Source organism: Bacillus sp. SRB_331, assembly GCF_003264175.1.
GTDB classification, from domain to species: domain Bacteria; phylum Bacillota; class Bacilli; order Bacillales; family Bacillaceae_G; genus Bacillus_A; species Bacillus_A mycoides.
This window is the reverse complement of record NZ_NADV01000013.1, coordinates 1-24,125: the sequence shown is the minus strand read 5'-3', so window position 1 is coordinate 24,125 and position 24,125 is coordinate 1. Positions and strand designations below refer to the sequence as shown.

Below are 24,125 nucleotides of genomic sequence, written 5' to 3'. Positions count from 1 at the left end.
ATTTTATAGGGTACAGTTCAGTATGATAGGTTCCTTCTTTGTTATATAAATAATTTTAACTTTGATATAAGGGGTTAATAATGCCAATTATCCGAGAAAAAGATCAACTTCCCTACCTTAAAATCATTATAAAATTGTGAAATGGTAGCTTTAGAATAAATGAAACGAGAAATAACCGCCATTGTTTATTTCTCATTTCATTTACATATTTATTTTTGGAAAAACAACCTAACTCCAAATACTAATAATACTGTGCCAGTAATACCCTCTATTGTACGGTTCACTTTTTCTTTTCTTAAAAAAGTTCTTAATTGACGTATTAGTGAGATATAAAGTAAATACCATATTGCTGTCAAAGTCGTAAATGTGAGTCCTAACAAAAGAAATTGGAAGAGATGACTTTGATTACTCACAATAAATTGGGGTAAAAAACTAAGGAAAAACACAGCAGTTTTTGGATTTAAGATTGCCGTGGTAAATCCTTGTCTAAAACTTTTAATCGTTCCAATATCCTTAGAGTTCATTCCCACTGAACCTGACATATCTTCTTTTTTAGAAAAGGCACTTTTAATTGACTTTACAGCTAAGTAAATTAAATAAAAAGCCCCAGCATATTTTATTAATGTAAATAGCATAGCAAATTTCATTAGGATAGCAGAAAGTCCTAGTGTAGCCATTATTGTATGAATCATCATTCCAGATATCGTTCCTAAGACGGTCTTTATCCCACCATTTTTACCATGCGAGATAGTGTTTTTTGTAACTAAAGCAAAACCGGGACCAGGCATTATTATGATTAGGATTGCTGTAAGGATAAATAACAAATAATTTTCCATGTTCTAGTATTTCCTTTCCAATTTTTAGTTTTTCCTATAGTATAGCTTTTTCACTTAAAATATTAAATATAAAAAGCGTGATCAGGAGTTTATCGAGGTTATTAGTATCAATTTGATCAAACATTATCCTAAAGTTACATTGATAAAACACACGGCAAACTTATGGGTAAAATTACAAGCTCGGCTCTCACAAAAAACGGGATAAAAAAAATAAACAGTGGAACTAGTCCGCTATTTATTTCGCCACGCCTTCATGTAATTTTTCTGTATAATCTTTTACATCCTTCCAGCTATCTTTCGCTGTATTTAAATCTTCTTTTATAAAGGTAAATTCTTCGGGACTGATTCCTTTTACGTTTTGTAGTAAATTATTATATTTCGCACCTACCGTATACCACTGATTTGATATGTTTTGCAGTGCTGTAATTGCTGCATCAATTGTTTCTGTCATATTAGTTGTTTTATTTTTTGCATCTGTCAAAATTGCCACTTCTGCTTGCGATCCAGAAATTCTATTCTTTAAACTGGCTATTTCTCGTTCTGCATTTGCAATATCTTTTTTCGCAATCGCAATCATCGGTCCCCCCGCAAGACAAGTTATTAATGCTACGCAAAGTACACCACCAGCAATCACCATATCGTTACTCTTTTTGATCGAATCGTTATATGTATTTATTTGTTGCTCTAGAGTTGGAATACCAGCATTCGTACTTGCCAAAATCGCTGTTAATTGATTTGTATCCTCTTTAAAACTATTTGTGTCTTTCGCCATTCTATCGCGAAAAGCTTTCAAATTCCCTAATAATACATCTACCTCATTTTGATTCTTTAAAATGTCCGCATACAACTTTTCTAAATCCGCTTTTAACTTTACGTTATCTTTTTGATCAATCGCTAATAGCATGTCATTATAGTACGTTTGAAAAGTATTATTGTAATCAATAATATTTTGATCCGTTTTCATAATTTGAGGCTTCATATTATTTAACCAATACGCCGCGTTAATTTTTGCATCTCTTTGGTGCTGAATCATATTTCCTTTCAACTCACCATTAATCGAACTTATTTTACTCAAATCAGTCTCTTGCTGATTTTGAATTAATTTTGCATATGAATCCATTGCGAATATGCTCGATGTCGTTTGCGCCATTACATCTTGGAATCCAGCTGGCCCTAACGAATAATTTTTCGCACTTTCTTGTAATGTTTTTACGTTTTGTTCCGCTGCAAAAGGATGTAAAGGAAGCACATTACTCGTTGCCACTCCAGCAATCATTATCGTTAAAAGGCATTTCTTATAAAATCTTTTCTCCATACTTTTCACCTATTCTCTTTATAAGGATATCAAAAGCTCCTGCTCACAACTGAACAGGAGCTTCAACTCATTCATTAATACTTAACGCTCTTACGATTCTTATTCAATTATGCTTTTTTCGTATCTACTACTTTAATATCTTCAGCATAAATCTTTTCTGCATAGTCTTTAATGTTTTTCCAGCTATCTTTAGCTATATTCAAGTCTTCCTTAATGAAAACAAGGTCGTTTGGACTAATAGAGTCTACATTTTGAAGTAATGAATTATATTTCGATCCCATTGTATACCATTGGTTTGAAATATTTTGCAACGCTGTAATTGCTGTATCAATTGTGTTTGTTAAATACTCAGTTTGTGTTTTAATGTTCGTTAGTCCTGCCACTTCTAATTGGGCAGTTGTAACTTGTCCTGTTATCTTTTGAATTTCTGCCTGTGCATTATCAAGCTCTTTCTTCGCTAATACGATTCCAGCTGTTCCACCACCTACAGCTGCTGCACCACCTGCAATTAACGCGACTCCTAGCGGCGTTCCTGCACCTGTAGCAATAACTACTGCACCACCGATAATTGCAATTGGCCCTAGAGCTGTCGCAACTGATGAACCGATAATAATTGCATTATATTTACTAATCGCTTCATTGTACGTTGTAATTTGATTTTGCAGAAGCGGGATTCCTGCATCTTGACTAGCTAATATAGATGTAATTTGATTTGCATCACCTTTGAAGTTTTGCGTATCGGACGTCATTTTGTTTCGGAATTTTTTCAAGTCTTCTACTAACTGATCTACTTGCGCTTTATTTTCATTAATACTACTTGATAATCTAGTTAAACCTTTCGTAAGAGTCGCTTTATCTTTTGCATCTACCGCAGCGACTAAAGTATCATAATAGTTTTGGAATTTCGTATTGTAATTAATAATATTTTGATTCGTTGAAATAAGCTGTGGTTTTAATACATCTAACCATTGCTTCGCATTTCCTCTAGCTGTATCCTGGTGCTGAATCACTTTCCCTTTTAAAGCCGTATCAACAGACGATACATTACCAAAGTTAACATTACCTTGTTTAATAATTGTTAAAGCGTACAGATCCATTACTAAAGCGTTTGAACCTGTTCTTTCCATTGCATCTTTCAGGCCTTCTGGTCCTAATGAATATTCTTCGTAGTCATTATAAGCTTTTGCTACAGCATGAACTGGAGCTTGTTTCACTGTACTTTCAGCTGCATACGTATGGGCCGGCATAATATTCCCTGCTGCAAATACTGCCATAAGTGCTGATAGAGCCATTACTTTATAAGGTTTTTTTGTCATTTTTCTTCTCTCCCTATATCGCTAATTATTTTTCTGTTTAATGTACTTCAACGTTTGTAACGTAATCTTCAAATTGATTTGTTTGCTTATTCATTTCATCACTTACTTTTTTGAGCTGATTGAAATGTTTTTGAAGTAAACTACTGTCTGTATACGTGCCTTCTTCAATATTTGTTTGAATTTGGATCATATTATTGTTTAAAACTTTCCAATCCGTTAATAACGTTTCTAAAGTTGCGATTTGGCGATCAATTAGTTCTGTAAAGCTACTTACTTGATCTTCAACGAATGTAATTTGAGTCGCCTCTAATTCAGTTTGTGATAACTTCTGAATTAGTGGTAGTAACTCTTTTTGCTTTTGTTGGATACGAAGAGCAGCTTCCCTTGTTTGACTATCTGCTGCATTTACAATTTCATTACTTAACGTACCGATAGAAACAAAATCGATTGTTTTCGTTTGTGCAGTTTGATTTGTGATTGTAAATACTTGTTTACCGATATTAATAGAACCTTTAATAATTTCTTGGGGTCTATTCAAAATAGTAGTTAGTTCAGCTTGAATTTCCCCTTGAATTCTTTTTATGTCTTCTCTTAATTTCACAATATCTCCACTTGATCCTTGCAGTGTTTTTATTGCTTCATCAGCTTTAATTGATAAGTTATTACTATCTTTGTCTAATACCGTTTTAAATCGATTTAACTCTAATAAATCTTGCTCCATACTCTCTTGAATGCTTTGGACTTGCAATTGTAATTTTCCATATGCGTTTGTAAAATCTGCTTTTGCCTGTTCATCTTCATTTACTTTTCCTGCTAGTTCATAGAGCTTACTATAATAGCTATTAAATCTAGTGCTGTATCTCATCATCTCTTGATTTAAGTCGATTAGCTTCGGATTATATTCATCAATCCACTCTCGTACATTCGCCTTTGCAAATTTTTGATGATTCGTCAAACTACTCATCGCATTTACCTTAATGTCTGGTTGTTGTAAAATAACTAATCCGTATGCTTGGATAAGTGGTGACTGTGACCCTAACATTCTAATTGAATTTGATAATGTATTTGGAGCAATTACATTTTGCGCATATACTGTTTTCACTTCTGTTTGCCCCTCCTTAGCGTAAGCGCTTACAGGAACGAAGCAACTCGTAGATACTGCTGTAACCAATAACCCTGTAATTAAAGTCTTTTTCACTTTAACTCCTCCTATGTATTAGCAACTATTACTATCGCATTTTATTATTCTATTTTCTTGCAATTGATTTGAGATGGTTAAAAATAGAGAACGTTCTCACCGTGAGTCATGTACGAACCACCTCTCTCAAACTTTATTTCTACAGTACTTACTTATTGTTATAAAACACTTCATAACTTTTCATATGTGCTTAGTATGAATAACATTGTATAAAATTTCTGTTTCATCGCAATTTCCATATTCACACAGTGAATATATTACATGAAAATATTATTCATTTTAAGATAAATAACGCACGTAAATATGAAATTCCGTTTTGTTTTTATTAAAGTTTTGTACTGTAAGGTCATTTAAACACAGCTATTCATCTATCGTAAAGAAGTATTTTAATTCCCTTTATTTTCAAGACCTCATGTCCTTATTCCAAAATAAAATCCACTTAACTTCCTCCATTAAAATATCCATATATCACAACAAAAAACACTGTTTACTCATAAGCGATTATATTATATTAATATAACTTTAAGACCTATATGCAATTATGCATAGCATATACACAAAAAGGATAGCTTCACTTTCGTGAAGCTATCCTTAAAAAATCTTATTACTTTTTCAAATGATATGGAACTGTCGTAATAACAACATTTCTTTTATAGAGTAAATACGCACGAATGAGTAAACTAGACTGATTATGAAGAATGTTATGCCAACCTTTTTTCGGAATAAACTGTGGTATAACGACCGTAACTCGGTAATTTGATTCACTCGCCTTATATTGTACTGTATCAATAAATTTTGTTAGCGGCTGAATAATACTTCTATAATGAGAATGTAATGTAACAAGCCTTACTTCAGGTTGCCACTTCTCCCATTTCTCTTCAAATTTCTTTTCCTCTTCTCTGTCAAAAGCAACATACACAGCGATAACTTGATCTGCAGAAAGAGCTTTAGCATAGTTCAGTGAATTTTCTACTACATGAGTCATACCTGCTACAGGAACGACAATTACATTCCCTTCAATCGGAACAAGTGGTTCACAAGTTTTTAAACTTAATTGATCCCCCACTGCATCATAATGCTTCTTTATTCGATGGAACAAGAAGATAATGGCAGGTAAGAAAATAAGGATCGACCAAACTTGTGCGAATTTAGTTAAAAAGAACATACTCATTACGATAAAACTAATGACTGCACCAATTAAATTGACCGTTAATCTTAAAGCCCATCCTTCAGGCTTTTCACGAAGCCATTTTAGTACCATTCCAGTTTGAGAAAGTGTAAACGGAATAAATACCCCTACTGCATATAGCGGAATCAAGTGTTCTGTTTTCCCCTGAAAAGCTACAATTAAAATAATCGAAGAAATCCCAAGTATAATAATACCGTTTGAATAACCTAGGCGGTCTCCTCTAATCGTAAACATTCTCGGTATGAACTTATCTTTTGCAAGATTAACCGCTAATAGTGGAAATGCAGAATAACCTGTGTTAGCCGCAAGAATTAATATTAAAGCTGTTGTACCCTGTATGAAATAGTACATGAAATTACGTCCAAAAGTTTGTTCAGCAATTTGTGAAACGACTGTTACTTCCTTACTTGGATTAATTCCATAATAATAAGCTAAAAAGACAATTCCAGAAAATAAAACTGCAAGTAATGCACCCATTGCAAGCAATGTTTTCGCTGCATTGTTAGGTGCAGGATCTTTAAAGTTTGGAATTGCGTTAGATATCGCCTCAACACCCGTTAAAGCAGAGCTTCCTGAAGCAAATGCTCGTAACAGTAAGAACAAACTAATTCCTGCAACTGGCGTTCCAATTGGCGAATGCAAAGCCTGCGAAACGTGTCCCGTTAAAATATTGTATATCCCTACACCAATTAATATAAATAGTGCTAAAACGAATAAATAAACAGGATATGCTAAAACGGAAGCTGATTCCGTTACGCCTCTTAAATTTAAGATGGTAATCAATATGACAAATATAATCGCAATGATTACATTATGTGCATGTAAGCTAGGAAAAGCAGATGTGAGCGCATCTGTACCCGCAGATACACTTACTGCAACCGTTAAAATGTAATCAACTAATAAAGATCCTCCTGCTATTAAGCCTGGATTCATCCCTAAATTCTCTTTTGATACAACATATGCTCCGCCGCCATGAGGGTAAGCAAAAATAATTTGTCGATAAGATAAAATAAGAGCTGTCAATAATACTAATACCCCAATTGCAATCGGAATGGAATACCAATAAGCTACTGCTCCAAGACCTGCTAAAGCAATTAAAATTTGCTCTGGTCCGTATGCGACCGATGACAATGCGTCAGAAGATAAAATGGCTAGCGCCTTCGTTTTATTAAGCTTTTGCTCTCCTAACTCAGTTGATTTTAACGGCCTTCCAATTAAAAACCTTTTGATTGATGAAACCACTGCTGTCCACTCTCCAATAATTTTGTACGAACTTTTCTGCTAGTTACAGCGGATAAACGATTTCTTCAGAAAACAAAAAATGTCTACAAGCCATAACGAAATAGACTTGTAGACATTATTTTTTTTGTCGCACAAGCTCCACCTTCCTTCTCAATATAACGCTTACGAGGTTAGCTGTCGGATTCGGGCCTATGAGTAGCCCTACCTTTTTCAAGGATTCACCCCATTGGATTATGTACTAATCCATAAGAACGGGTCCCCCGCACCATGCGGCTTCAGCGATTTAGAAAATTGAAACTGTGGATTATAATACTCCTTTATTTTCAAAAAGTAAACAAAAATTTTAAAAAAGAAAAAAATTAAAACGATTGCGCATAATCCACCGAAAAATATACATAATGAATACTAAAAATCCACAAAGGAGACCCGTATGTCTAAAGAAAAGAAGCCACTTTTTTCCGATTCATATTTAGATGCAGTAGCAAATGAAATTAATCAGCTATATGGTAAACGTGAAAGAGAACGAAATACGACAGATAAACCGAAAAGAAACGAATAAATTGTCAAAAAGAAACAAAAAAAAGGATAGCAACATTTATATTTTGCTATCCTTTACTCTTTTTCATACCATTTCTTTAGTAAAAATCATTTTTTCATATACCTTTAAATTTTGATACACAACACTTAATAAAGGCACATCTATAGACATTTCCTCTGCTAATTTCAATAAGTATCCTTGTAAATGCTTCCCTTCAATGAGCGAACCTTTTTCCATATCCCGTTGCATCGATGACTTCATATCATACGAAATTTTATCAATCGTTTTCATATGCTCCTGGGCGATATTGTCCTTAACTGGAGCCCCCATAGATTTCATGATTTGCACTGATTCTTCAAATAAGTTCCTAATAAATTCTCGGCCTCCATCACTCTCACGAATCGGTCCTATTGGTGCACGCATTAATGTTGTCACACCTGACATTACAGTGATAAATAAATATTTATGCCACATATCTTGCGTAATATTTTCACTTAAAACAAAACTAGCTTTTGTACCTGCAAATGCTTTAGAAATAAGCTTTATTCTCTCTGAATTTTGAGGATTAATTTCCCCGAATACAAGTCTGTTGGCAACACTAGTTTGTACAATTTCTCCTTGATCGTTTAACGTCGTCTCGATAAAGCATAAACCACCAATCACTTTTTCTTCACCGAATTCCTTTTGTAATAGTGATAAATGAGCGATACCATTTAACAATGGAATTATGACTGTATTCTCACCTACAAATGATTTCAAATCTGTTATTGCCTCGTTTAGGTGATACGCTTTTGTTGAGAATAATATTACATCAAACGGAGCGGTTCTATCTTCTTTCGTTATTAATTTCGGTTGAATTGAAAAATCGCCGTTAATACTTCGGATAACAAGACCTTTTTCCTCTAATTGTTCTTTCCGTTTACTACGTACGAGAAAAGTTACATCTTCTCCCTTTTCGGCAAGTCGTCCACCAAAAAAACCTCCAACGCCTCCAGCTCCTAATACTAAAATACGCATAATACATCCCCCTTTTCAAAACACAATTCTACTCCTTTTAGTATACATAAGATTATACATGTCGCCTAATGAATAAGCTGAATTTTCATTCTTAATTATATGAAAATCCCGTGGTTATTTTTTAGCAGATTAGGGCATGTTGTTTCTATAGCTTACATTGAAAGGAAACAATATAAATGGAGGCAATACAAACGATCGAAGAAAAATATGTATCAACCGCTATTTTTCAATTTATTTTCCCATTTTCGTTCAAAAGTGGATATGAACAAAATATGTTCCCTTTCTTACAAAAAAATGATTTCCGGCCCTTTCGACTCGATCATCTCGAAGATGAAAATACATATTATGGGGAGTTTCATGTTTCACATCAAAATATGGAAGCATACTATCTTTCATTTACGAATAAAATTCTCTTCCCTCATTCTGAGCATCAAAAAGGATTACAGCGCTATTCTAAAGATCTCAATTTAAACGGCCATTTAACAACAAATCTTATCTCTGTCCCGTTCACAGTGCACTCAATTGATGTAACACTTTGTCCTTATGAACTTGGGTTTCTAACAATCCGAACAGAAGTTAACATTTCTCCTACTATAAGATTATCAGAAGCAATAGAATTCGCTGCTCGCTTTCGCGTACTTGAAACGCGAAATGAAAAGGACGAAACCATTTGTATAGAATGTAACGGAAATAGGTATTCACAAGTTGAAAAGTTCATTTTTGGTTATTTATTTAACGGTTTAACGGACTTTTTTGAGAAGAAAAGAGTAAGAAGTTCATACTTTCAAACCTTCCCTTTCTTCGAAGACCAAAGAATGTACGTTCAAACTTTATTATCCCTAAAAGAAAATATGGAACTTAATGTAATTGATGTTTATCGTACTTCCAGTCTTTCTGGATTAACAAGTGATGGCAAACCCTATGTAAGCGCGAATAATCTCCCTTATATTCATGATTATTTAAAACAACACGCCTATCAAAGGTGGGCTCCTAATCGTTATTTCATAATGGAAGAACATATTTTCACATGTATTACGAACGAAGATGATAATAAAATAGCTAAACTTGCTAGCCAAATGTACGGGGAGTTTTATTACGCTTTATTATTAAATTTATTTCATAAAGTTGTTTTATTAAAGATGGCAAACGCCTATGCTGAATTAAATATTGAACAAGATACAAATGAGATTGAGAAATTAATTTATTCAATAAATTCGTTTACAGCTAATTATTTTTCTTTAGAATTAGTATCCCAATCACAAAGTGAAGATATTTTCTTTCGTCTAAGAAAACTTTTTAACATTGAAGTACTGTACACGAACGAGAAACAAAATCTCGATAGTTTATTTAAATATCAAGAAAATGTTGCTTCAAAAAAAGATAGCCTCTTATTATTAATTTTAACGCTCTATTCTGTTGTAGGCCAAATGTTAGGGTTTACTATGATTGATCTTTTAAGAAACACCGATTCAAACAAAATATCATCGCCTTTTGAATTTTTCGCTCTATTAATAGCGATTAGCGGTATAGTCATTTCCCTCATTTTAGGTGCACAAGGTTTATACCAATGGGCTATACAGCATAAAAGAAGAAAAGCATGGTAAAACAAACTGTATTATCTGCTGTTAAAGAGAAAAAAGATAAGAAGTAAATAAAAAACAGATGGCAGCACGATGCTACCATCTGTTTTTTTATTAAGCTAATTTTGCTTACTTACCTGCTTCGATTTTTTCTAATGTAGCAGCTACTTGCTCTTCTGTTAATTCGTGTTGCACGATATAACGATTACGTGGGTGTACACGACATTCATGAGAACATGCACGTAAATGTTTTGCTTCACTTTCTTCAGAACATAAAATTTTCTTGTTACATTCAGGGTTTGCACAGTTTACATAGCGCTCACAAGGTTCACCTGTAAAATGATCTTTACCAACGATAACGTGCTCTTTTTGGTTTACTGGTACAGCGATACGCTCATCAAATACGTAACATTGACCATCCCAAAGTTCACCTTGTACTTCTGGATCTTTTCCGTACGTTACAATTCCGCCATGAAGCTGGCTTACATCTTCATAACCTTCACGAACTAACCAACCTGAGAATTTCTCACAACGAATTCCCCCTGTACAGTACGTTAAAATTTTTTTACCTTCAAGTGTTTCTTTATTTTCTCTAATCCAATCTGGTAATTCACGGAATGATTCAATATCTGGTTTAATCGCACCTTTGAAGTGTCCTAAATCAAATTCATAATCATTTCGTGCATCAATGATAACTGTATCTTCTTGTTTCATTGCCTCATAAAAATCTTTTGGTTCTAAATACTTCCCAGTAATTTCTTTCGGGTTAATGTCGTCTTCTAGACGAAGTGTAACTAACTCTGAACGAGGACGTACGTGCATTTTCTTGAATGCATGTTCATCTGCCTCATCAATTTTAAATACGATTCCAGCAAAACGTGGATCATTATTCATCGCTTCCACGTATTTTTCTGTTTGTTCAACAGTTCCAGAACAAGTTCCGTTAATTCCTTCTGTCGCTACAAGAATTCTTCCTTTTAACTCAAGTGATTTACAAAATTCTAAATGCTGTTCAGCAAATTCTTCTGGGTTTTCAATTGTTGTGTACATGTAATATAGTAATACTCTATATGGTTTTGTAGTTGCCAATGTATTTCTACCACCTATCTAAATTTTAAAATCATGTATAAGTTAACGTTCATATCAAAACATATATAATAAGAAAATATATACAAAATTATACGTAGCCTATTTTCTTCTATTTACAATTTTTTCTATAAGTTAACAGAAATAAAAACAAGATTACAGAACAAAACACTACGGTTAGGTTGTAATCCCAATATATTATATATCATACAATTTCATTTCCATCAATTAATATGCTGTAATATAGGCTGTATGTTCACATAAATTTCAAAAACAACCCTATAATTTATTATCTTCTCCCTTATTCAGCAACCATAAACTCCCAAAATATTTTTGCATCGTCACACCATTCATTGCACACAGTCATATAATTTGCATTAAGGAAACTTTTATGTTCAAATGAAATTGCCACATCATATATCCAAATGTATTGAAATAATGAGTAAGAATAAAGTGAAACTTTAATCAAGTTAAGATTTCAAAGGGGAATACTACTATGAATAAAGATATAACAAAAGATGAACAAGTCCCTTCTCAAAGTACAACAGTTCAATCAGCCCATTTAGCGTTAAGTGGACAAACAAAAGGCTTTAAAAGACTGTTACCATTCTTAGGACCTGCTTTTATCGCATCAGTTGCTTATATTGATCCTGGGAACTTCGCTACAAATATCGCAGCTGGATCACAATATGGGTATTTATTGCTTTGGGTAATACTCGCTTCTAATTTAATGGCTGTATTAATTCAAACTTTATCAGCTAAATTAGGAATCGCTACTGGGAGAAATCTTCCTGAAGTAGCTCGCGAAAACTTCCCCAAACCAGTTTCCATCGGTTTATGGATACAAGGGGAACTCGTTATTATGGCTACAGATTTAGCTGAATTTATCGGGGCAGCACTTGGCTTATACTTACTATTTGGAATTCCGATGTTACCAGCTGCTTTAATTACAGCAGTTGGATCATTTATTATTCTTGAATTTCAACGCAGAGGCTTTCGTCCATTAGAAGCTATCATAACAGGTATGATTTTTATCGTTGTTATCGCTTTTGGTATCCAAGTCTTTTACGCAAAACCGGAATTAAGCCCTCTACTCTCAGGACTTTTCACTCCAAAATTCCAAGGTGTAGATAGCATCCTTTTAGCAGCTGGAATTTTAGGTGCGACAGTAATGCCGCACGCGATATATTTACATTCGGCCTTAACGCAGCGCCGTGTAGTCGGAACAAATGATGAACAAAAGAAAAAGATTTTCCGCTTCGAATTCATCGATATTATTATTGCAATGGTTATCGCTGGAGCAATTAATGCAAGTATGTTAATTGTAGCAGCTGCACTATTCTTTAAAAACGGCTTGCACGTTGAAGACCTTGATGTTGCTTTTAACCAGTTCAGTAATTTAGTCGGTCCTGTATCGGCTGCATTATTTGGGATTGGACTTTTATCAGCAGGTTTATCTAGTTCTTCTGTTGGTACGATGTCTGGTGATATTATTATGCAAGGATTCATTCGAATGCATATTCCGTTATACTTACGCCGATTTATAACAATGATTCCGCCTCTCGTTATTATCGCTTTAGGTGTAAATCCAACTTACGCTCTCGTTATGAGTCAAGTTGTCTTATCTTTCGGTATTGCCTTTGCATTAGTACCACTTATTATGTTTACAAGTAATAAGAAGATTATGGGCGCACTCGTCAACCATCGCATTACAACATTTATCGCGTGGTTAATCGCTGCACTTATTATCGTTTTAAATATTTTTTTACTGTATCAAACATTTGTAGGTTAATAAAAAAGGGTATTCCAAATTTGATTTGGAATACCCTTTTTGTATGAAATGATTTCCTTCTACTTACCACTTATGTATGTCCCTCTTTCTGGCATTATCGCACCTTTTTCAGTTCGAAAATAAAGTGGCAAGCCTTCCGTGAAAAACATACTCACCTTGGATGGATCCTGCCTTTGATGATGGATATGTAAATGTGGTTCACTTGAACTTCCTGAGTTACCGACTTGTGCAAGAAACAAAAATACCCCCGATTCATCTAGTCGTAAATAAATATGATTAACAGCCATAGATTCAAAATCATCCTTACCCCTTGAATAATCTTTATTTTCAGATTAAATTATATAATAACAAATACATTCTAGTTTCATAAGAAATGGAGTGAAAATATGTTTCCTATATTAAAAACCAACCGACTCATTTTACGAGAACTTACCGAAGAAGATGCACCGAGTATATTACAGTGCTTTTCTAATACCGATGTCCTGCGCCATTATGGCCAAAAACCATTGCAAAATTTGGATCAAGTAAAACAAATCCTTACTAATTTTAAGTTGGGGTACAACGCAAGAAGCGGCATTAAATGGGGAATCGAATTAAAAGACAAGAAAGGGCTCATTGGAACAATTGGTTTTCATGATTGGTCTTCTGAACATAAACGAGCAAATATAAGTTATGCCTTTTTGCCTGAACACTGGGGAAATGGATATGCGACTGATGCGGTTTCTGAAGTTATATCATACGGTTTCCACACACTTCATTTAAAACGTATCGGAGCAATTGTCTTTCTTGAAAATGAGGCTTCAAATAAAGTGCTATTGAAATTAGGGTTTGAAAAAGAAGGTGTTCTAAAAAATTATATGTATCAAGATGATATTCCATATGATACGAATATTTATTCTTTATTAAAATCGGTTTAATAGATATAATTCCAAAAAAAGAAACCTCACTTTTAAAAGTAAGGTTTCTTTTTTGATTAATAGTTTTACTTATTATCGATATAAGCATTCTTATAAGTATAAACGCCACCAAATTGATGCTTTTCAATTCCTTTTACATAATCCTTTTGTACATAAGCGGAACCAATATGATAAAGCGGTGCGACCGCAGCATCCTCTAATATGACCTGCTCAGCTTCTCGCAACGCTTCCCATCTTTTCTTTTGATCTAGTATAAGATCATTTTTAGCTTTTTTTATTAGCTCATCGTAATGAGGATTAGAATAATTCATTTTATTATTTGGATTACTTGTCGTAAATAGCTCTAAATAACTAATTGGATCTTTATAATCTGGTCCCCAATTTACCATAGATATATCGTAATCACCTGTTTGTTCTAATTGTAATTTTTGCTTAAATGGCTGTTGTTTAATTTGTATCGTTAATCCATGTAAATTCTTCTCTAAGTCACCTTTTATATATTCCGCCATACGTTTTGCGTTATCTTGTTCAAACGTTAAAAACTCGAGTTTTATTTGTTCTACTCCAAGTTCTTTTTTCGCTTCTTCCCAAATCTTTTTCGCTTTTTGTAAGTCGTATGGAGAAATATCTCCGTTTTCTTTTCTAAAATCTTTGCCAGTCGCTTCATTTATATGACCAACTGGTACAAGTCCACTTGCAGGTTTTGCCCCGTTATTAATAAAGTGAGCTACAAAATCTTCTTTATTTAACGCTAATGAGATAGACTGACGCACTTTCTTATTTGCTAACGCATTATTTTTTTCATTAAAACGGAGCATTGCAATTCCAGGATCGCTCGACATATGCAATTGCTTATTCCCTTTATACTTGTCTACAAATTGAGAATTAATTGGTACTCGATCCAAATCGCCAGCTTCATATAAATTTACTGCTGTCATTGTATCCTTCACAATTTGAAAGTTTATTTCTTCTAATTTCACTTTCTTTTTATCCCAATATGTATCATTTTTCTTTAATTGAAATTCTTGTTCATGCTTCCACTTCTCTAATACAAATGGACCGTTATATATGAGATTACTAGGTTCCAATGCATAATTCTTTCCTTGTTCTTTTAAAAATGATTCGTGCTGTGGTAAGTATATAGGTAACGCTAACAACTGTAAAAAATACGGAATTGGCTGTTCTAGTTCAACTTCTAACTTATAATCATTTATGACTTTAACCCCAAGTTCATCAAGTGGCATTGTTCCCTTATTTATTTCTTTCGCATTTTTTAAATAAAAGAGCATGTATGCATATTGAGATGCCGTTTCAGGGTTAACTGCACGTTTCCACGCAAACATAAAATCATTTGCTGTTACACTGTCTCCATTTGACCATTTTGCATCTTTACGCAAATCAAATGTATATTTTTTACCATTTTTACTTCTTTCAAACGATTTTGCTACTGCTGGAATAGGATGATCCTGATCATCTAGTACATACAACCCTTCAAATATGTTTTGCATAACGTGTGCTGACGTACCATCCATCGTTTTTCCAGTATCAAGAGAAGGAATTTCTTCTGATACTGTTACATTTAACACTTGTTTTTTAGCCTCTGTATCACTTTTATTCGCTTTATTATTACAAGCTGTTAATAATAAAGTTGTAACAAGTGCCATTACTATTAAATGGCTCTTTTTTCGCTTCATGAGTTGTTCTCCTTAAGTATAAAATATTATAAAGCGTTATATATTATAGCAGAAATACTAACAGAAAGATGCGACATTCTTTTGAATATTTATTCGTTCAAGAAAAAAGCTATCCTTTTAAAAAAGGATAGCTTTTCCTTAATAAAATCAAAACTAATTGTCGTCTCAATTGTATGAAGGAAATGTTCTTTCGGAACTAACTCTTCTACAGAAACAGATACACGTTCGTCACAATGATTTTTAAAGCACCATCCTAAGAAATCTCTCTTTTTTTATCAGTGTTAACACATGAAAAGAAGTTCAGAAGAAATCGTTACTAAAATATTAATTTGTCTGTGAAATTCCGACTAAATTACAAAAAAAATAGGACATCCTTATGTTTATTTATTATGTTGAATATCTTCCTGACCACAAAAATGATGTTGCATGGTATAAAAAGGCAGGTATCTTCATATTTAACTTACTGCGCCTTTCCCCCACACCCATCAACTTAAGAAATATGACTATCCTCAAATGTAAAAAGCGTTATTCTTTTTGTGAAAATATACAAAAAGGATGACGTTTTTTCTGGAGTGTGTGAAAAAGGATCGTTCCTTCTTCATGAAGTAGGTTTTTTGCTTCATTTCGAAATGTTGATATTGTATTCAGTCCTTTCTGTATATTATAATAATATTATATATTGGTATTATTAGGAAATAAGATGAGGGATGTATTTGACTAAAAAGAAGGATTATACTCGTTTTTATTTTCTCTTTTCTAGTAAAACATCTATTATACATTTTAATTAACGGAGTGATAAACATGGGTCTAAAAGAACAAGCAATGAAAGACTTTCAAGAGAAAATATCTTCAACTGAAAGTATACAAGGAATGATCACCACTTATTATGAAATACAAAATGGAGTATCTGCTTTAGTAGGAATACCAAATGCAAATTCTACTCCTGTGAAAGGTATTTTAGCTTATACTGAACAACAGTTGTTATTTTATAGTGAAATACTTGGAAGTCTCCCTATATCATTACAAATACCTTATTATCAAATTAATAAAATAAAAGAAACGAAGCATGTATTTGCACTTTTTAAAACGTTTCCTGCGATTGCTGTTTTTCATCAAGAACAAGAGGTTTTTACATCACTTGGAAATGAAGAAGAATTTATACGATTGCAAGCATTTTTCGAAAAGATTAAACTCATTTTGAAACCTTAGGGTTCACAATATACGTTCCTCAACATAAAAGATTTTAATACTCTCAAATACAAAAAACGTTATTCTTTTTGTAGAAATATACAGAAAGGATGACGTTTTTTATGAATCTTTCGATTCAAAGTGAACTACAATTATTTGTTGAAGAATTATATGAACATCTTACCCCTTCGTTCTTGGAAAATCTCGCTAGAGAACTAGGTTTTGTACAGCGAAAACGTAAATTTTCAGGGCATGATTTAGCTACTATATGCGTCTGGATTAGCCAACGAGTAGCGAGTGATTCTTTAGTGAGACTGTGTAGTCAACTTCATGCTGTTACAGGAACCACTATGAGTCCAGAAGGACTCAATAAGCGTTTCAATAAAAAAGCTGTTTGCTTTTTAAAACATATTTTCTCTTCGTTATTAAAAAGTAAAATTTGTGAAACATCAGTAATTCCTAGTTCTTCAATTGCTTATTTTCAACGAATTCGTATTTTAGATGCAACAATTTTTCAAGTGCCAAAGCATTTAGCTAGTGTATATCCTGGATCAGGTGGTTGTGCTCAAACAGCGGGTATAAAAATTCAGTTAGAATATGATTTACATAGTGGACAATTTTTAAATTTTCAAGTTGAACCAGGGAAAAATAATGATAAAACCTTTGGAACAGAGTGTTTAGCGACATTACGTCCCGGAGACCTCTGTATTCGGGATTTAGGCTATTATTCACTGGATGATTTAGATCAAATGGATCAACGTGGTGTGTATTATATATCACGACTCAAATTAAACAATATGGTGTATATCAAAAATCAATTTCCTGAATACTTTCGAAATGGGGCAATAAAAAAACAGTCTCAGTACATCAAAGTTGATTTAGAACAAATTATGAATACCTTAAAACCCGGGCAGGTCTATGAAATAAAAGATGCTTATATTGGAAAAAATACAAAACTATTCACTCGGGTGATTATGTATCGATTAACAGAAAAACAACTTCGTGAACGTAGGAAAAAACAAGTGTATACGGAAAGTAAAAAGGGTATTACGTATTCAGAGAAAAGCAAACGATTAGCTGGCATTAACATATATGTTACCAATACACCTTGGGAGATTGTTCCGATGGAACAAATACATGATTTTTACTCCCTCCGCTGGCAAATCGAAATCATATTTAAAACTTGGAAATCTCTATTTCAAATTCATCATTGGCAAAATATCAAACAAGAGCGATTAGAATGTCATGTTTATGGCAAACTCATTGCCATTTTTCTATGTTCTTCTACTATGTTTAAGATGCGACAATTGATTTTACAAAAGAAATAAAAGGAATTAAGCGAATATAAAGCAATTGGAATGATTCAAGATCATTTATACATTTTGTATCAAGCCATACAACAAAACACCCAAGAAATAACAAAGATTCTTATCCATCTGTTCCACCTCCTACAAAAGAATGGACGGAAATCTCACCGATATGAGAAGAAAACAGTCTTTGATATTTTGGGTGTTGTTTATGAGTACAATGGATTGAGAAGACAAAAGAAAGCTGTATAATTTTTGAAATTTGGCCGATTGAGGTTTATTTGGTATGTTCATTTTTAAGGATACAAAGTATTTTAAGAGTTTTTTCATTCATATGAACGAAAGATCATTTTGTTTCCATTCTTAAGTTGATGGGCATAGGGTACAGCCGAGATATGTGTAAAAACAGGTCATAGCCTGAATTTTATTTTTAAATAATTGGAGTTGCTAAGGAATTAGAAGATTTAACACCAGAAGAACAAGAAGTATTGATGATGTACAGAAACGATTCAAAGAATAACCCGCCATAACTAAAAATCCCTCCAATTTAAACGTTGAAAGGAAAATGATACACACATTTAGGCATTCATTTCAATAGATGCCTAAATGTGTGTTAAGGAGCATAGAAACTTTGGAATTCACTTCTGGTTTCACTTATGAATTTAAAGATTTCGCCACTCATCACATGCCTTGCGAATATTTTTACGCATATTATTTGTAATTTCTAACCTGTCATTTAAGAAAGCATCTCTCTGTGAGATTATCTCATCTTTAGCACCTAAATAGACCCTTTGAATAGATGAAGCATTTCTACCAGCTTCCGTTAATCTATAACGTGGGATACCTGGAGATTCTGTGTACCATAGTGGATCTGTTAGTGATATAGGATCAGAATCATATATATGAACCTTTGTGTCTAAATTCTCATCCCATTCATCTACAAAATTAAACCTGTATTTGAGTGTAGGATAAGAATTAGAAGTAGTAGGAGCAGTAATCATATCGTAAAGTCCACTATTAGCATACATTGCATCACCTACACTTACATTTGTAAAGTAAACTAATTTGTCACCACGTGGTTCACATAAAGCAGCATACTCATCCCCACAACGACTTAAAGTAGCTTTATACCCAGAGTCAATTTCACTAAGAGATTTTATGTCAGTTAGATGCAAAGTACAAATGTAAACAAGGGCTGTTATACCTTCAAACGTTTCAAAACGTACTAAATCTGATACTAAATCTGAACCATCGTCATATATGCCGTGTAAAATATTTACATCACCGCTCTCTGGATAGCCCTGAAGACGTCTCGCAATACTGTCACAATTAGCTACATAGTGATCTAAAAAGGCTTGGTCAATTATTTTTTTAACCCTATCACAAATTTCTTCTACTGCTTGTTTCACCGCTTCTTGAGCACTATCTTCTGATGGAAACATTTCGCTTATTATTGCTGTACCTATTGAAGAACCCAAAGAACTAGCTCCTATTTCTAATATTTTCTGCCAGTTTAACTCGTTATTTATCATAATGAACACTCCTTTATAATTAGAATGCTCACTATCATTTCAGTTTTATACATTTTTATACCCTTATGCATTTTGGACACACTTTAAGTGGTTTGGTATATACAGATATATGAAATTATCGGTGTTTCAAGAATCGGCTTTACCCCTATACGATAGCCCTCTTCAAAAAATATCTACCGTATTTGCACATGTGGACACGTGGACATTTATATAAGTTCGCATTTACACATTTACACATGTGTAAAAATCCACTACAAACTTGTAGCCAAAAATACAAAAAAATTAAATGATATATGGGCTACTATTGGTACTTTTATATCCCTATTCTTTTCATAAATCCACTCATATAGGCATCCGTTTATAAAGTATGGAAGCATTATCAGCCTGATATTATTTTGTTAACGGTAAGATGGTACCTACGGTACAACCTCAGTTTTCGTGATTTGGTGGAAATGCTAGAAGAACGGGGTTTATCCATTTCTCATACAACGATTATGCGTTGGGTTCATCAGTATGGTCCTGAATTGGACAAACGAATCCGTCGTCACCTCAAACAAACAAATGACTCTTGGAGAGTCGATGAAACATATATCAAAGTAAAAGGTCAATGGATGTATTTGTATCGTGCTGTTGATTCGAAAGGAAACACAATTGATTTTTTCCTAAACAAAACAAGAGACCAGAAGGCTGCAAGGCGCTTTTTCAAGAAAGCTTTGCGGTCTTTTCATGTTTCAAAGCCACGTGTTATAACAGTCGATAAGAACCCGGCTTATCCGATAGCAATTGAACAGTTGAAAAAAGAAAAAAGCATACCTGATGGTATGCAACTTAGACAACAAAAGTACTTGAATAACATAGTAGAACAAGATCATCGTTTTATAAAGAAGCGAATCCGTTCTATGCTAGGGCTCAAATCTTTTGCCACAGCTACATCCATTCTTTCTGGAGTAGAAGCCATGCATATGATTAAAAAAGAACAGATTGATTTAGGGGACCAGTCTGTCCAAAATCAGAAAGAATTCATTCATCAATTGTTTGGACTTGCAGCATAAGATACGATTCCGTTAGGAGTATATGCGCTTTATTCTCTTTTATTTTTGCACCAGAACCTCTCATCTTCTTTTCAGGCAGAGTTAGAGAAAGCATTTTATTGGATAAAATGCTTTCTCTAAGAACTAGCTCTGCAAAAATCGCTGTATTTCTATTTCTGGTAATCCCGTAAGCTTTGCAATGTCTTCTACAGACACACCATTTTTATGCATGCCTCGAATGAGTTGCATCTTTCCTTGCTCAACCCCTTGTTCAATTCCCTTTTTAATTCCTTGTTGTTCTGCATGAGCAAATTTTGCTGCCTCATCCATTAAGGCCTTTTCTCTTGCTTCATATGCTTGACGGAAAGAAAAATCTTGACTCATACGTTCCCATTTATTCATTGCTTTTTGTAAAATCGGATCTCGGTTCATGGCAATATCCTCCAATGTTTGTGTGAGATGTTCATCTTCATTCGCAGGTAATAATAATAACCAACGAACAAACGAATCTTCCCACGGATTGACTTTCTCTTCGCGCCATTGCTGCATCAACTTTGGAATCTCTACTATATGAACTTCTATATCATCACTTAATAGCTTTTGTTGTTCCTGATTCCAAAGGATGCCTGTTGTATGAAATGCTTCATATTCAGGAAACATCGCAAAGTTTAACAGGTTAATTGTAATCGTTTTATGAAGTGAACTATATGGCATGCCCTTTTGCAATTGAGAAGTGTACAACCTTCCCCAATAATACAAACTGCGTTTAATCATATCATGATTGTTATTCAGCTGTATTTCTACATTTACCTTTGTTCCTATATCTAATGTAGCCGAAATATCTAAAATCGATAATTTATCTTCTTCATGTTCTCGATGTAAATGTGGATCTTCTAACTGTAGGGAAACAATAGGTGCTTCTAAAGAATTTTTTAACATAGCATTTAAAAAAGCGATTAAAATGTCCTCATTCCCATTTGTTCCAAATAACTGTTTAAATGCAAAATCAATACGTAAATTTACTAATAGATTAGACATCGTTTCCCTCTTTCTGTTCCAGATAATATCTATATCTTTATTGTACATAAAATCAAGGTATAGATGCAAATAAGCTCTTATAGTGAACTACCAGTTCTGGTGCAAAAAAATGATAAATAAAAAGATTCAAGAAGTCCTAACAGAATCACCTGCTAAGCAGTTAATCCAAACAGCTGGTTGATAAAAATATTTTAATTTTGGACAAACTGGTCCTGCAGATCAATTTGTTCTTTTTTGAGCATATGCATGGCTTCAACACCATTCAATATAGAAGCTGATGTTTTGTAGGATTTAAATCCCAACATACAGCATATACGTTTTTTAATAAAACGCTGACCTTGTTCTACTATGTTATTTAAATATTTTATCCTTCGGATTTTGGTGCCTATTGGTATGCTTTTTTCTTCCTTCAACTGTTCGATAGCAATTGAATAAGCAGGATTCTTATCGGGACGAACTTATAAAGCTGATTGACGAAGCAATTAAGAGGCAAAATCAAAAGTTAAAAGTTAAAAGTTAAAAGTTATCACTAAAAAACAGACTTTTAGTGAAAGTTCGAAGGACAAATTGATTGAGTCATTAAAAAGAAGAATAGCTGAATTGGATGAAGAAAACAAAAAACTTAAAAGCGACAATGCCACTTTACTTGGGAAGTTGGCCAATAAATAAACTTTCTAATTCAACTAACTGGCAAGATAGTTCAATAAGGAATGCTGTAATTTATTAAAAGAGCGAAAAGATTTTCAAGGAGGCTATTATGAAATACTTTGAAGAAGCTAAAAATATTTGGAAAAACCAAGTTCCAAAGAATGGTCAATCAGACACTATCGAAGGTGAACTAATAAGAGCAATAGAAAAGCTTCGATATGAAGCTCAAAACAATGGGAATGGCAATTGGGATAAGGGCCTTGAGTGTTTTTGTGAATACATTTGGGATATTTTAAATGACAGTAAAACCTTCGAAAGCAATTCTTTAGAAGAAATTAAATTTGATATTAAAACATTACTCGATTATGAAAATCCTTATCTTGAAGACGATTTATATGATAGAATTACTGACCGAGTTGTTGAATGGAGTATTGCTCATAATGGTCCAATTAGGAGAGAAAAAGATCCAAAACAGTATAGATAATTTATTCAACTAACGCGTGCGTTAGTTGAATAACAATTTAAAAAAACTGTATCGTTGATTAACTAGGACCTTTTTTAGTCTATTATAAAAAGGTGAAAGAAATTAATCTACTAACCTCCTTTCACCTTCTCCCTTACTTCCTATTAATAATCTCACAGAACATGACCGTCGACATGTATAGCGAAAGACACTTTTCCTAATCCATAGGATTTCAAAGCCTTCGTCTTGACTCACGTTTAGTAACAGGCATCGAAACCACTCATTATTGATGACTGCAAAAAATTTGTTTTCCTGAACCATAAATCTTTTATATTTCAATTAACTTTGCAACAGAAGTTTATAAAGCATATCGAATTATTGATTCACAGCTTTGACTACAAGTGCTGCGTATGCTTCTGCACCTACTTTGGTTAAATGCACACCATCAGATGCAAAGTAGTCTCTCTTTCCAGCACTTGCTGCATACCAATCGACTAGAGTTACATTCGGATATTTAGATGCTGTCACTTTCAATCTCTCATTCACGATTGATTCCCACGGACGTGGTACCCTCGTATTAATAAATATCATTTTACGTTCATTTCCAATTAATTCTATTAATGATACAAGTTGCTCCGTAGTAAAGGCTCCATTTGTACCTAACCCAATAATGACATAGTTTCCTAAATTCCCTTCATTCTTTAACTGTTCAACTACAGGAATCGCTTTTGACAGCTGGCGACCAATTTGTGCATCAATCCTAATATCAGGAAAAGCATTTTTTAAATATGGAGCAATATCAATCGTAACGGAATCGCCTATCGCTGTAACGTTGGGAGAACTTTTAGGTTGCACAGAATTTACTGCTTTTGATTCTTCTTGATTTTTGGGCGTCTCTTGAGCTGGATTTTCCCAAATTGCAACTGGATGTTTCGCTGGTTGTGTTTGTACTGCTTCCACCTTATCTAGTTGAGGATTCTCCTTAGCCTTACTAACTTTTGATAACCCAAAAACGGCTATTGACGAAACGAATACTGCACAAATTAAAGCTAACTTAACACTTAAAGCGACATTTTGAAGCCTTAAATTCTTAAACTGAATATTTCGGAGCGCACCTTGTCGGATTGGTTTTTCAATATACTTCCATGAAATTTGCGCAATCATTATAATTAGAATAAATTGAAGAATTGCTCTTATT

Annotated in this window: 17 protein-coding genes, 5 pseudogenes and 1 riboswitch; of the genes and pseudogenes, 8 read left to right on the top strand and 14 right to left on the bottom strand. The window is 33.6% G+C overall.

Annotation, left to right across the window (positions count from 1 at the left end; genetic code table 11):
* Positions 1 to 209: 209 nt before the first annotated feature.
* From B5P42_RS12290 to B5P42_RS12270, 5 genes are all read right to left on the bottom strand, one after another.
* Positions 210 to 836, bottom strand: coding sequence for a LysE family translocator (locus tag B5P42_RS12290; RefSeq protein ID WP_113734288.1), 627 nt, complete (start codon positions 834 to 836; stop codon positions 210 to 212).
* Positions 837 to 1,071: 235 nt separating this feature from the next.
* Positions 1,072 to 2,151, bottom strand: coding sequence for a non-hemolytic enterotoxin subunit C (gene nheC, locus B5P42_RS12285; protein WP_113734287.1), 1,080 nt, complete (start codon positions 2,149 to 2,151; stop codon positions 1,072 to 1,074).
* Between the two features lie 107 nt (positions 2,152 to 2,258).
* Positions 2,259 to 3,467 carry a non-hemolytic enterotoxin NHE subunit B gene (nheB, locus tag B5P42_RS12280; protein WP_061680203.1) on the bottom strand — a complete coding sequence of 403 codons (1,209 nt, stop codon included), beginning with the start codon at positions 3,465 to 3,467 and terminating at the stop codon, positions 2,259 to 2,261.
* 37 nt (positions 3,468 to 3,504) lie between these two features.
* On the bottom strand, positions 3,505 to 4,665 hold the full coding sequence (gene nheA / locus B5P42_RS12275) for a non-hemolytic enterotoxin NHE subunit A (RefSeq protein WP_113734286.1): 1,161 nt from the start codon (positions 4,663 to 4,665) through the stop codon (positions 3,505 to 3,507).
* 604 nt (positions 4,666 to 5,269) lie between these two features.
* Complete coding sequence (locus tag B5P42_RS12270) at positions 5,270 to 7,096, bottom strand: APC family permease (protein WP_002135639.1); 1,827 nt, start codon at positions 7,094 to 7,096, stop codon at positions 5,270 to 5,272.
* Positions 7,097 to 7,240: 144 nt separating this feature from the next.
* Positions 7,241 to 7,387: riboswitch (cyclic di-AMP (ydaO/yuaA leader) on the bottom strand.
* A 139-nt stretch (positions 7,388 to 7,526) separates the two neighbouring features.
* Between B5P42_RS12270 and B5P42_RS32600 the strand changes: the two genes are divergently transcribed.
* The gene (locus B5P42_RS32600) at positions 7,527 to 7,655 is read left to right on the top strand and encodes a hypothetical protein (protein ID WP_002086273.1); all 129 of its coding nucleotides are present in this window, start codon (positions 7,527 to 7,529) and stop codon (positions 7,653 to 7,655) included.
* 63 nt (positions 7,656 to 7,718) lie between these two features.
* On the opposite strand, the gene panE is transcribed toward B5P42_RS32600, so the two are convergent.
* Positions 7,719 to 8,651: a 2-dehydropantoate 2-reductase gene (gene panE, locus B5P42_RS12265; protein WP_113734285.1), complete on the bottom strand. Its 933-nt coding sequence runs from the start codon at positions 8,649 to 8,651 to the stop codon at positions 7,719 to 7,721.
* Positions 8,652 to 8,827: 176 nt separating this feature from the next.
* Between panE and B5P42_RS12260 the strand changes: the two are divergent.
* A pseudogene (locus B5P42_RS12260) lies at positions 8,828 to 10,302 on the top strand (hypothetical protein).
* 58 nt (positions 10,303 to 10,360) lie between these two features.
* Here the strand turns inward: B5P42_RS12260 and trhO are convergent.
* Positions 10,361 to 11,320, bottom strand: a complete 960-nt coding sequence (trhO, locus tag B5P42_RS12255) for an oxygen-dependent tRNA uridine(34) hydroxylase TrhO (RefSeq protein WP_002086277.1) — start codon at positions 11,318 to 11,320, stop codon at positions 10,361 to 10,363.
* Positions 11,321 to 11,813: 493 nt separating this feature from the next.
* On the opposite strand from trhO, the gene B5P42_RS12250 reads away from it, so the two are divergent.
* The gene (locus B5P42_RS12250) at positions 11,814 to 13,109 is read left to right on the top strand and encodes an Nramp family divalent metal transporter (RefSeq protein ID WP_001030684.1); all 1,296 of its coding nucleotides are present in this window, start codon (positions 11,814 to 11,816) and stop codon (positions 13,107 to 13,109) included.
* Positions 13,110 to 13,168: 59 nt separating this feature from the next.
* Here B5P42_RS12250 and B5P42_RS12245 read toward each other — a convergent pair.
* Positions 13,169 to 13,441 (bottom strand): annotated as a pseudogene (locus tag B5P42_RS12245) (M23 family peptidase); the annotation flags it as partial.
* Between the two features lie 54 nt (positions 13,442 to 13,495).
* On the opposite strand from B5P42_RS12245, the gene B5P42_RS12240 reads away from it, so the two are divergent.
* Positions 13,496 to 14,026, top strand: coding sequence for a GNAT family N-acetyltransferase (locus B5P42_RS12240; RefSeq protein ID WP_113734283.1), 531 nt, complete (start codon positions 13,496 to 13,498; stop codon positions 14,024 to 14,026).
* A 65-nt stretch (positions 14,027 to 14,091) separates the two neighbouring features.
* Here B5P42_RS12240 and B5P42_RS12235 read toward each other — a convergent pair whose 3' ends face one another.
* Positions 14,092 to 15,720 (bottom strand): peptide ABC transporter substrate-binding protein, encoded by a 1,629-nt coding sequence (locus B5P42_RS12235; protein WP_113734282.1) that lies wholly within the window; start codon positions 15,718 to 15,720, stop codon positions 14,092 to 14,094.
* Between the two features lie 801 nt (positions 15,721 to 16,521).
* On the opposite strand from B5P42_RS12235, the gene B5P42_RS12230 reads away from it, so the two are divergent.
* Both B5P42_RS12230 and B5P42_RS12225 read left to right on the top strand, forming a co-directional pair.
* Positions 16,522 to 16,929, top strand: coding sequence for a hypothetical protein (locus B5P42_RS12230; RefSeq protein WP_088099321.1), 408 nt, complete (start codon positions 16,522 to 16,524; stop codon positions 16,927 to 16,929).
* A gap of 101 nt (positions 16,930 to 17,030) precedes the next feature.
* Positions 17,031 to 18,467 (top strand): annotated as a pseudogene (locus B5P42_RS12225) (IS4 family transposase).
* A gap of 410 nt (positions 18,468 to 18,877) precedes the next feature.
* On the opposite strand, the gene B5P42_RS12220 reads toward B5P42_RS12225, so the two are convergent.
* Together B5P42_RS12220 and B5P42_RS32595 are read right to left on the bottom strand one after the other, a co-directional pair.
* Entirely contained in the window at positions 18,878 to 19,747 is an 870-nt protein-coding gene (locus tag B5P42_RS12220) for a hypothetical protein (RefSeq protein ID WP_113734281.1), read from the bottom strand.
* Positions 19,748 to 19,998: 251 nt separating this feature from the next.
* Positions 19,999 to 20,118: pseudogene (locus tag B5P42_RS32595) on the bottom strand (CPBP family glutamic-type intramembrane protease); the annotation flags it as partial.
* A gap of 18 nt (positions 20,119 to 20,136) precedes the next feature.
* Between B5P42_RS32595 and B5P42_RS12215 the strand changes: the two are divergent.
* Positions 20,137 to 20,799, top strand: coding sequence for an IS6 family transposase (locus B5P42_RS12215; protein WP_258397489.1), 663 nt, complete (start codon positions 20,137 to 20,139; stop codon positions 20,797 to 20,799).
* 123 nt (positions 20,800 to 20,922) lie between these two features.
* Here B5P42_RS12215 and B5P42_RS12210 read toward each other — a convergent pair whose 3' ends face one another.
* Both B5P42_RS12210 and B5P42_RS12205 read right to left on the bottom strand, forming a co-directional pair.
* A complete protein-coding gene (locus B5P42_RS12210) occupies positions 20,923 to 21,816 on the bottom strand; it encodes an Rpn family recombination-promoting nuclease/putative transposase (protein ID WP_113734280.1) in 894 nt (297 codons plus the stop codon).
* A gap of 191 nt (positions 21,817 to 22,007) precedes the next feature.
* Positions 22,008 to 22,265, bottom strand: a pseudogene (locus B5P42_RS12205) (DDE-type integrase/transposase/recombinase); the annotation flags it as partial.
* Between the two features lie 308 nt (positions 22,266 to 22,573).
* On the opposite strand from B5P42_RS12205, the gene B5P42_RS12195 reads away from it, so the two are divergent.
* Positions 22,574 to 22,948, top strand: a complete 375-nt coding sequence (locus B5P42_RS12195) for a hypothetical protein (protein WP_113734279.1) — start codon at positions 22,574 to 22,576, stop codon at positions 22,946 to 22,948.
* 354 nt (positions 22,949 to 23,302) lie between these two features.
* On the opposite strand, the gene B5P42_RS12190 is transcribed toward B5P42_RS12195, so the two are convergent.
* On the bottom strand, positions 23,303 to 24,125 hold an 823-nt coding region (locus B5P42_RS12190), incomplete at its 5' end, for an SGNH/GDSL hydrolase family protein (RefSeq protein WP_483295817.1).

Coding starts and splice junctions, on each gene's coding strand:
- B5P42_RS12195 (WP_113734279.1), top strand. CDS start 22,574: ATGAAATACTTTGAAGAAGCTAAAAATATTTGGAAAAACCAAGTTCCA.
- B5P42_RS12210 (WP_113734280.1), bottom strand. CDS start 21,816: ATGTCTAATCTATTAGTAAATTTACGTATTGATTTTGCATTTAAACAG.
- B5P42_RS12220 (WP_113734281.1), bottom strand. CDS start 19,747: ATGATAAATAACGAGTTAAACTGGCAGAAAATATTAGAAATAGGAGCT.
- nheB (WP_061680203.1), bottom strand. CDS start 3,467: ATGACAAAAAAACCTTATAAAGTAATGGCTCTATCAGCACTTATGGCA.
- B5P42_RS32600 (WP_002086273.1), top strand. CDS start 7,527: ATGTCTAAAGAAAAGAAGCCACTTTTTTCCGATTCATATTTAGATGCA.
- panE (WP_113734285.1), bottom strand. CDS start 8,651: ATGCGTATTTTAGTATTAGGAGCTGGAGGCGTTGGAGGTTTTTTTGGT.
- nheC (WP_113734287.1), bottom strand. CDS start 2,151: ATGGAGAAAAGATTTTATAAGAAATGCCTTTTAACGATAATGATTGCT.
- B5P42_RS12230 (WP_088099321.1), top strand. CDS start 16,522: ATGGGTCTAAAAGAACAAGCAATGAAAGACTTTCAAGAGAAAATATCT.
- B5P42_RS12290 (WP_113734288.1), bottom strand. CDS start 836: ATGGAAAATTATTTGTTATTTATCCTTACAGCAATCCTAATCATAATA.
- B5P42_RS12235 (WP_113734282.1), bottom strand. CDS start 15,720: ATGAAGCGAAAAAAGAGCCATTTAATAGTAATGGCACTTGTTACAACT.
- B5P42_RS12240 (WP_113734283.1), top strand. CDS start 13,496: ATGTTTCCTATATTAAAAACCAACCGACTCATTTTACGAGAACTTACC.
- B5P42_RS12250 (WP_001030684.1), top strand. CDS start 11,814: ATGAATAAAGATATAACAAAAGATGAACAAGTCCCTTCTCAAAGTACA.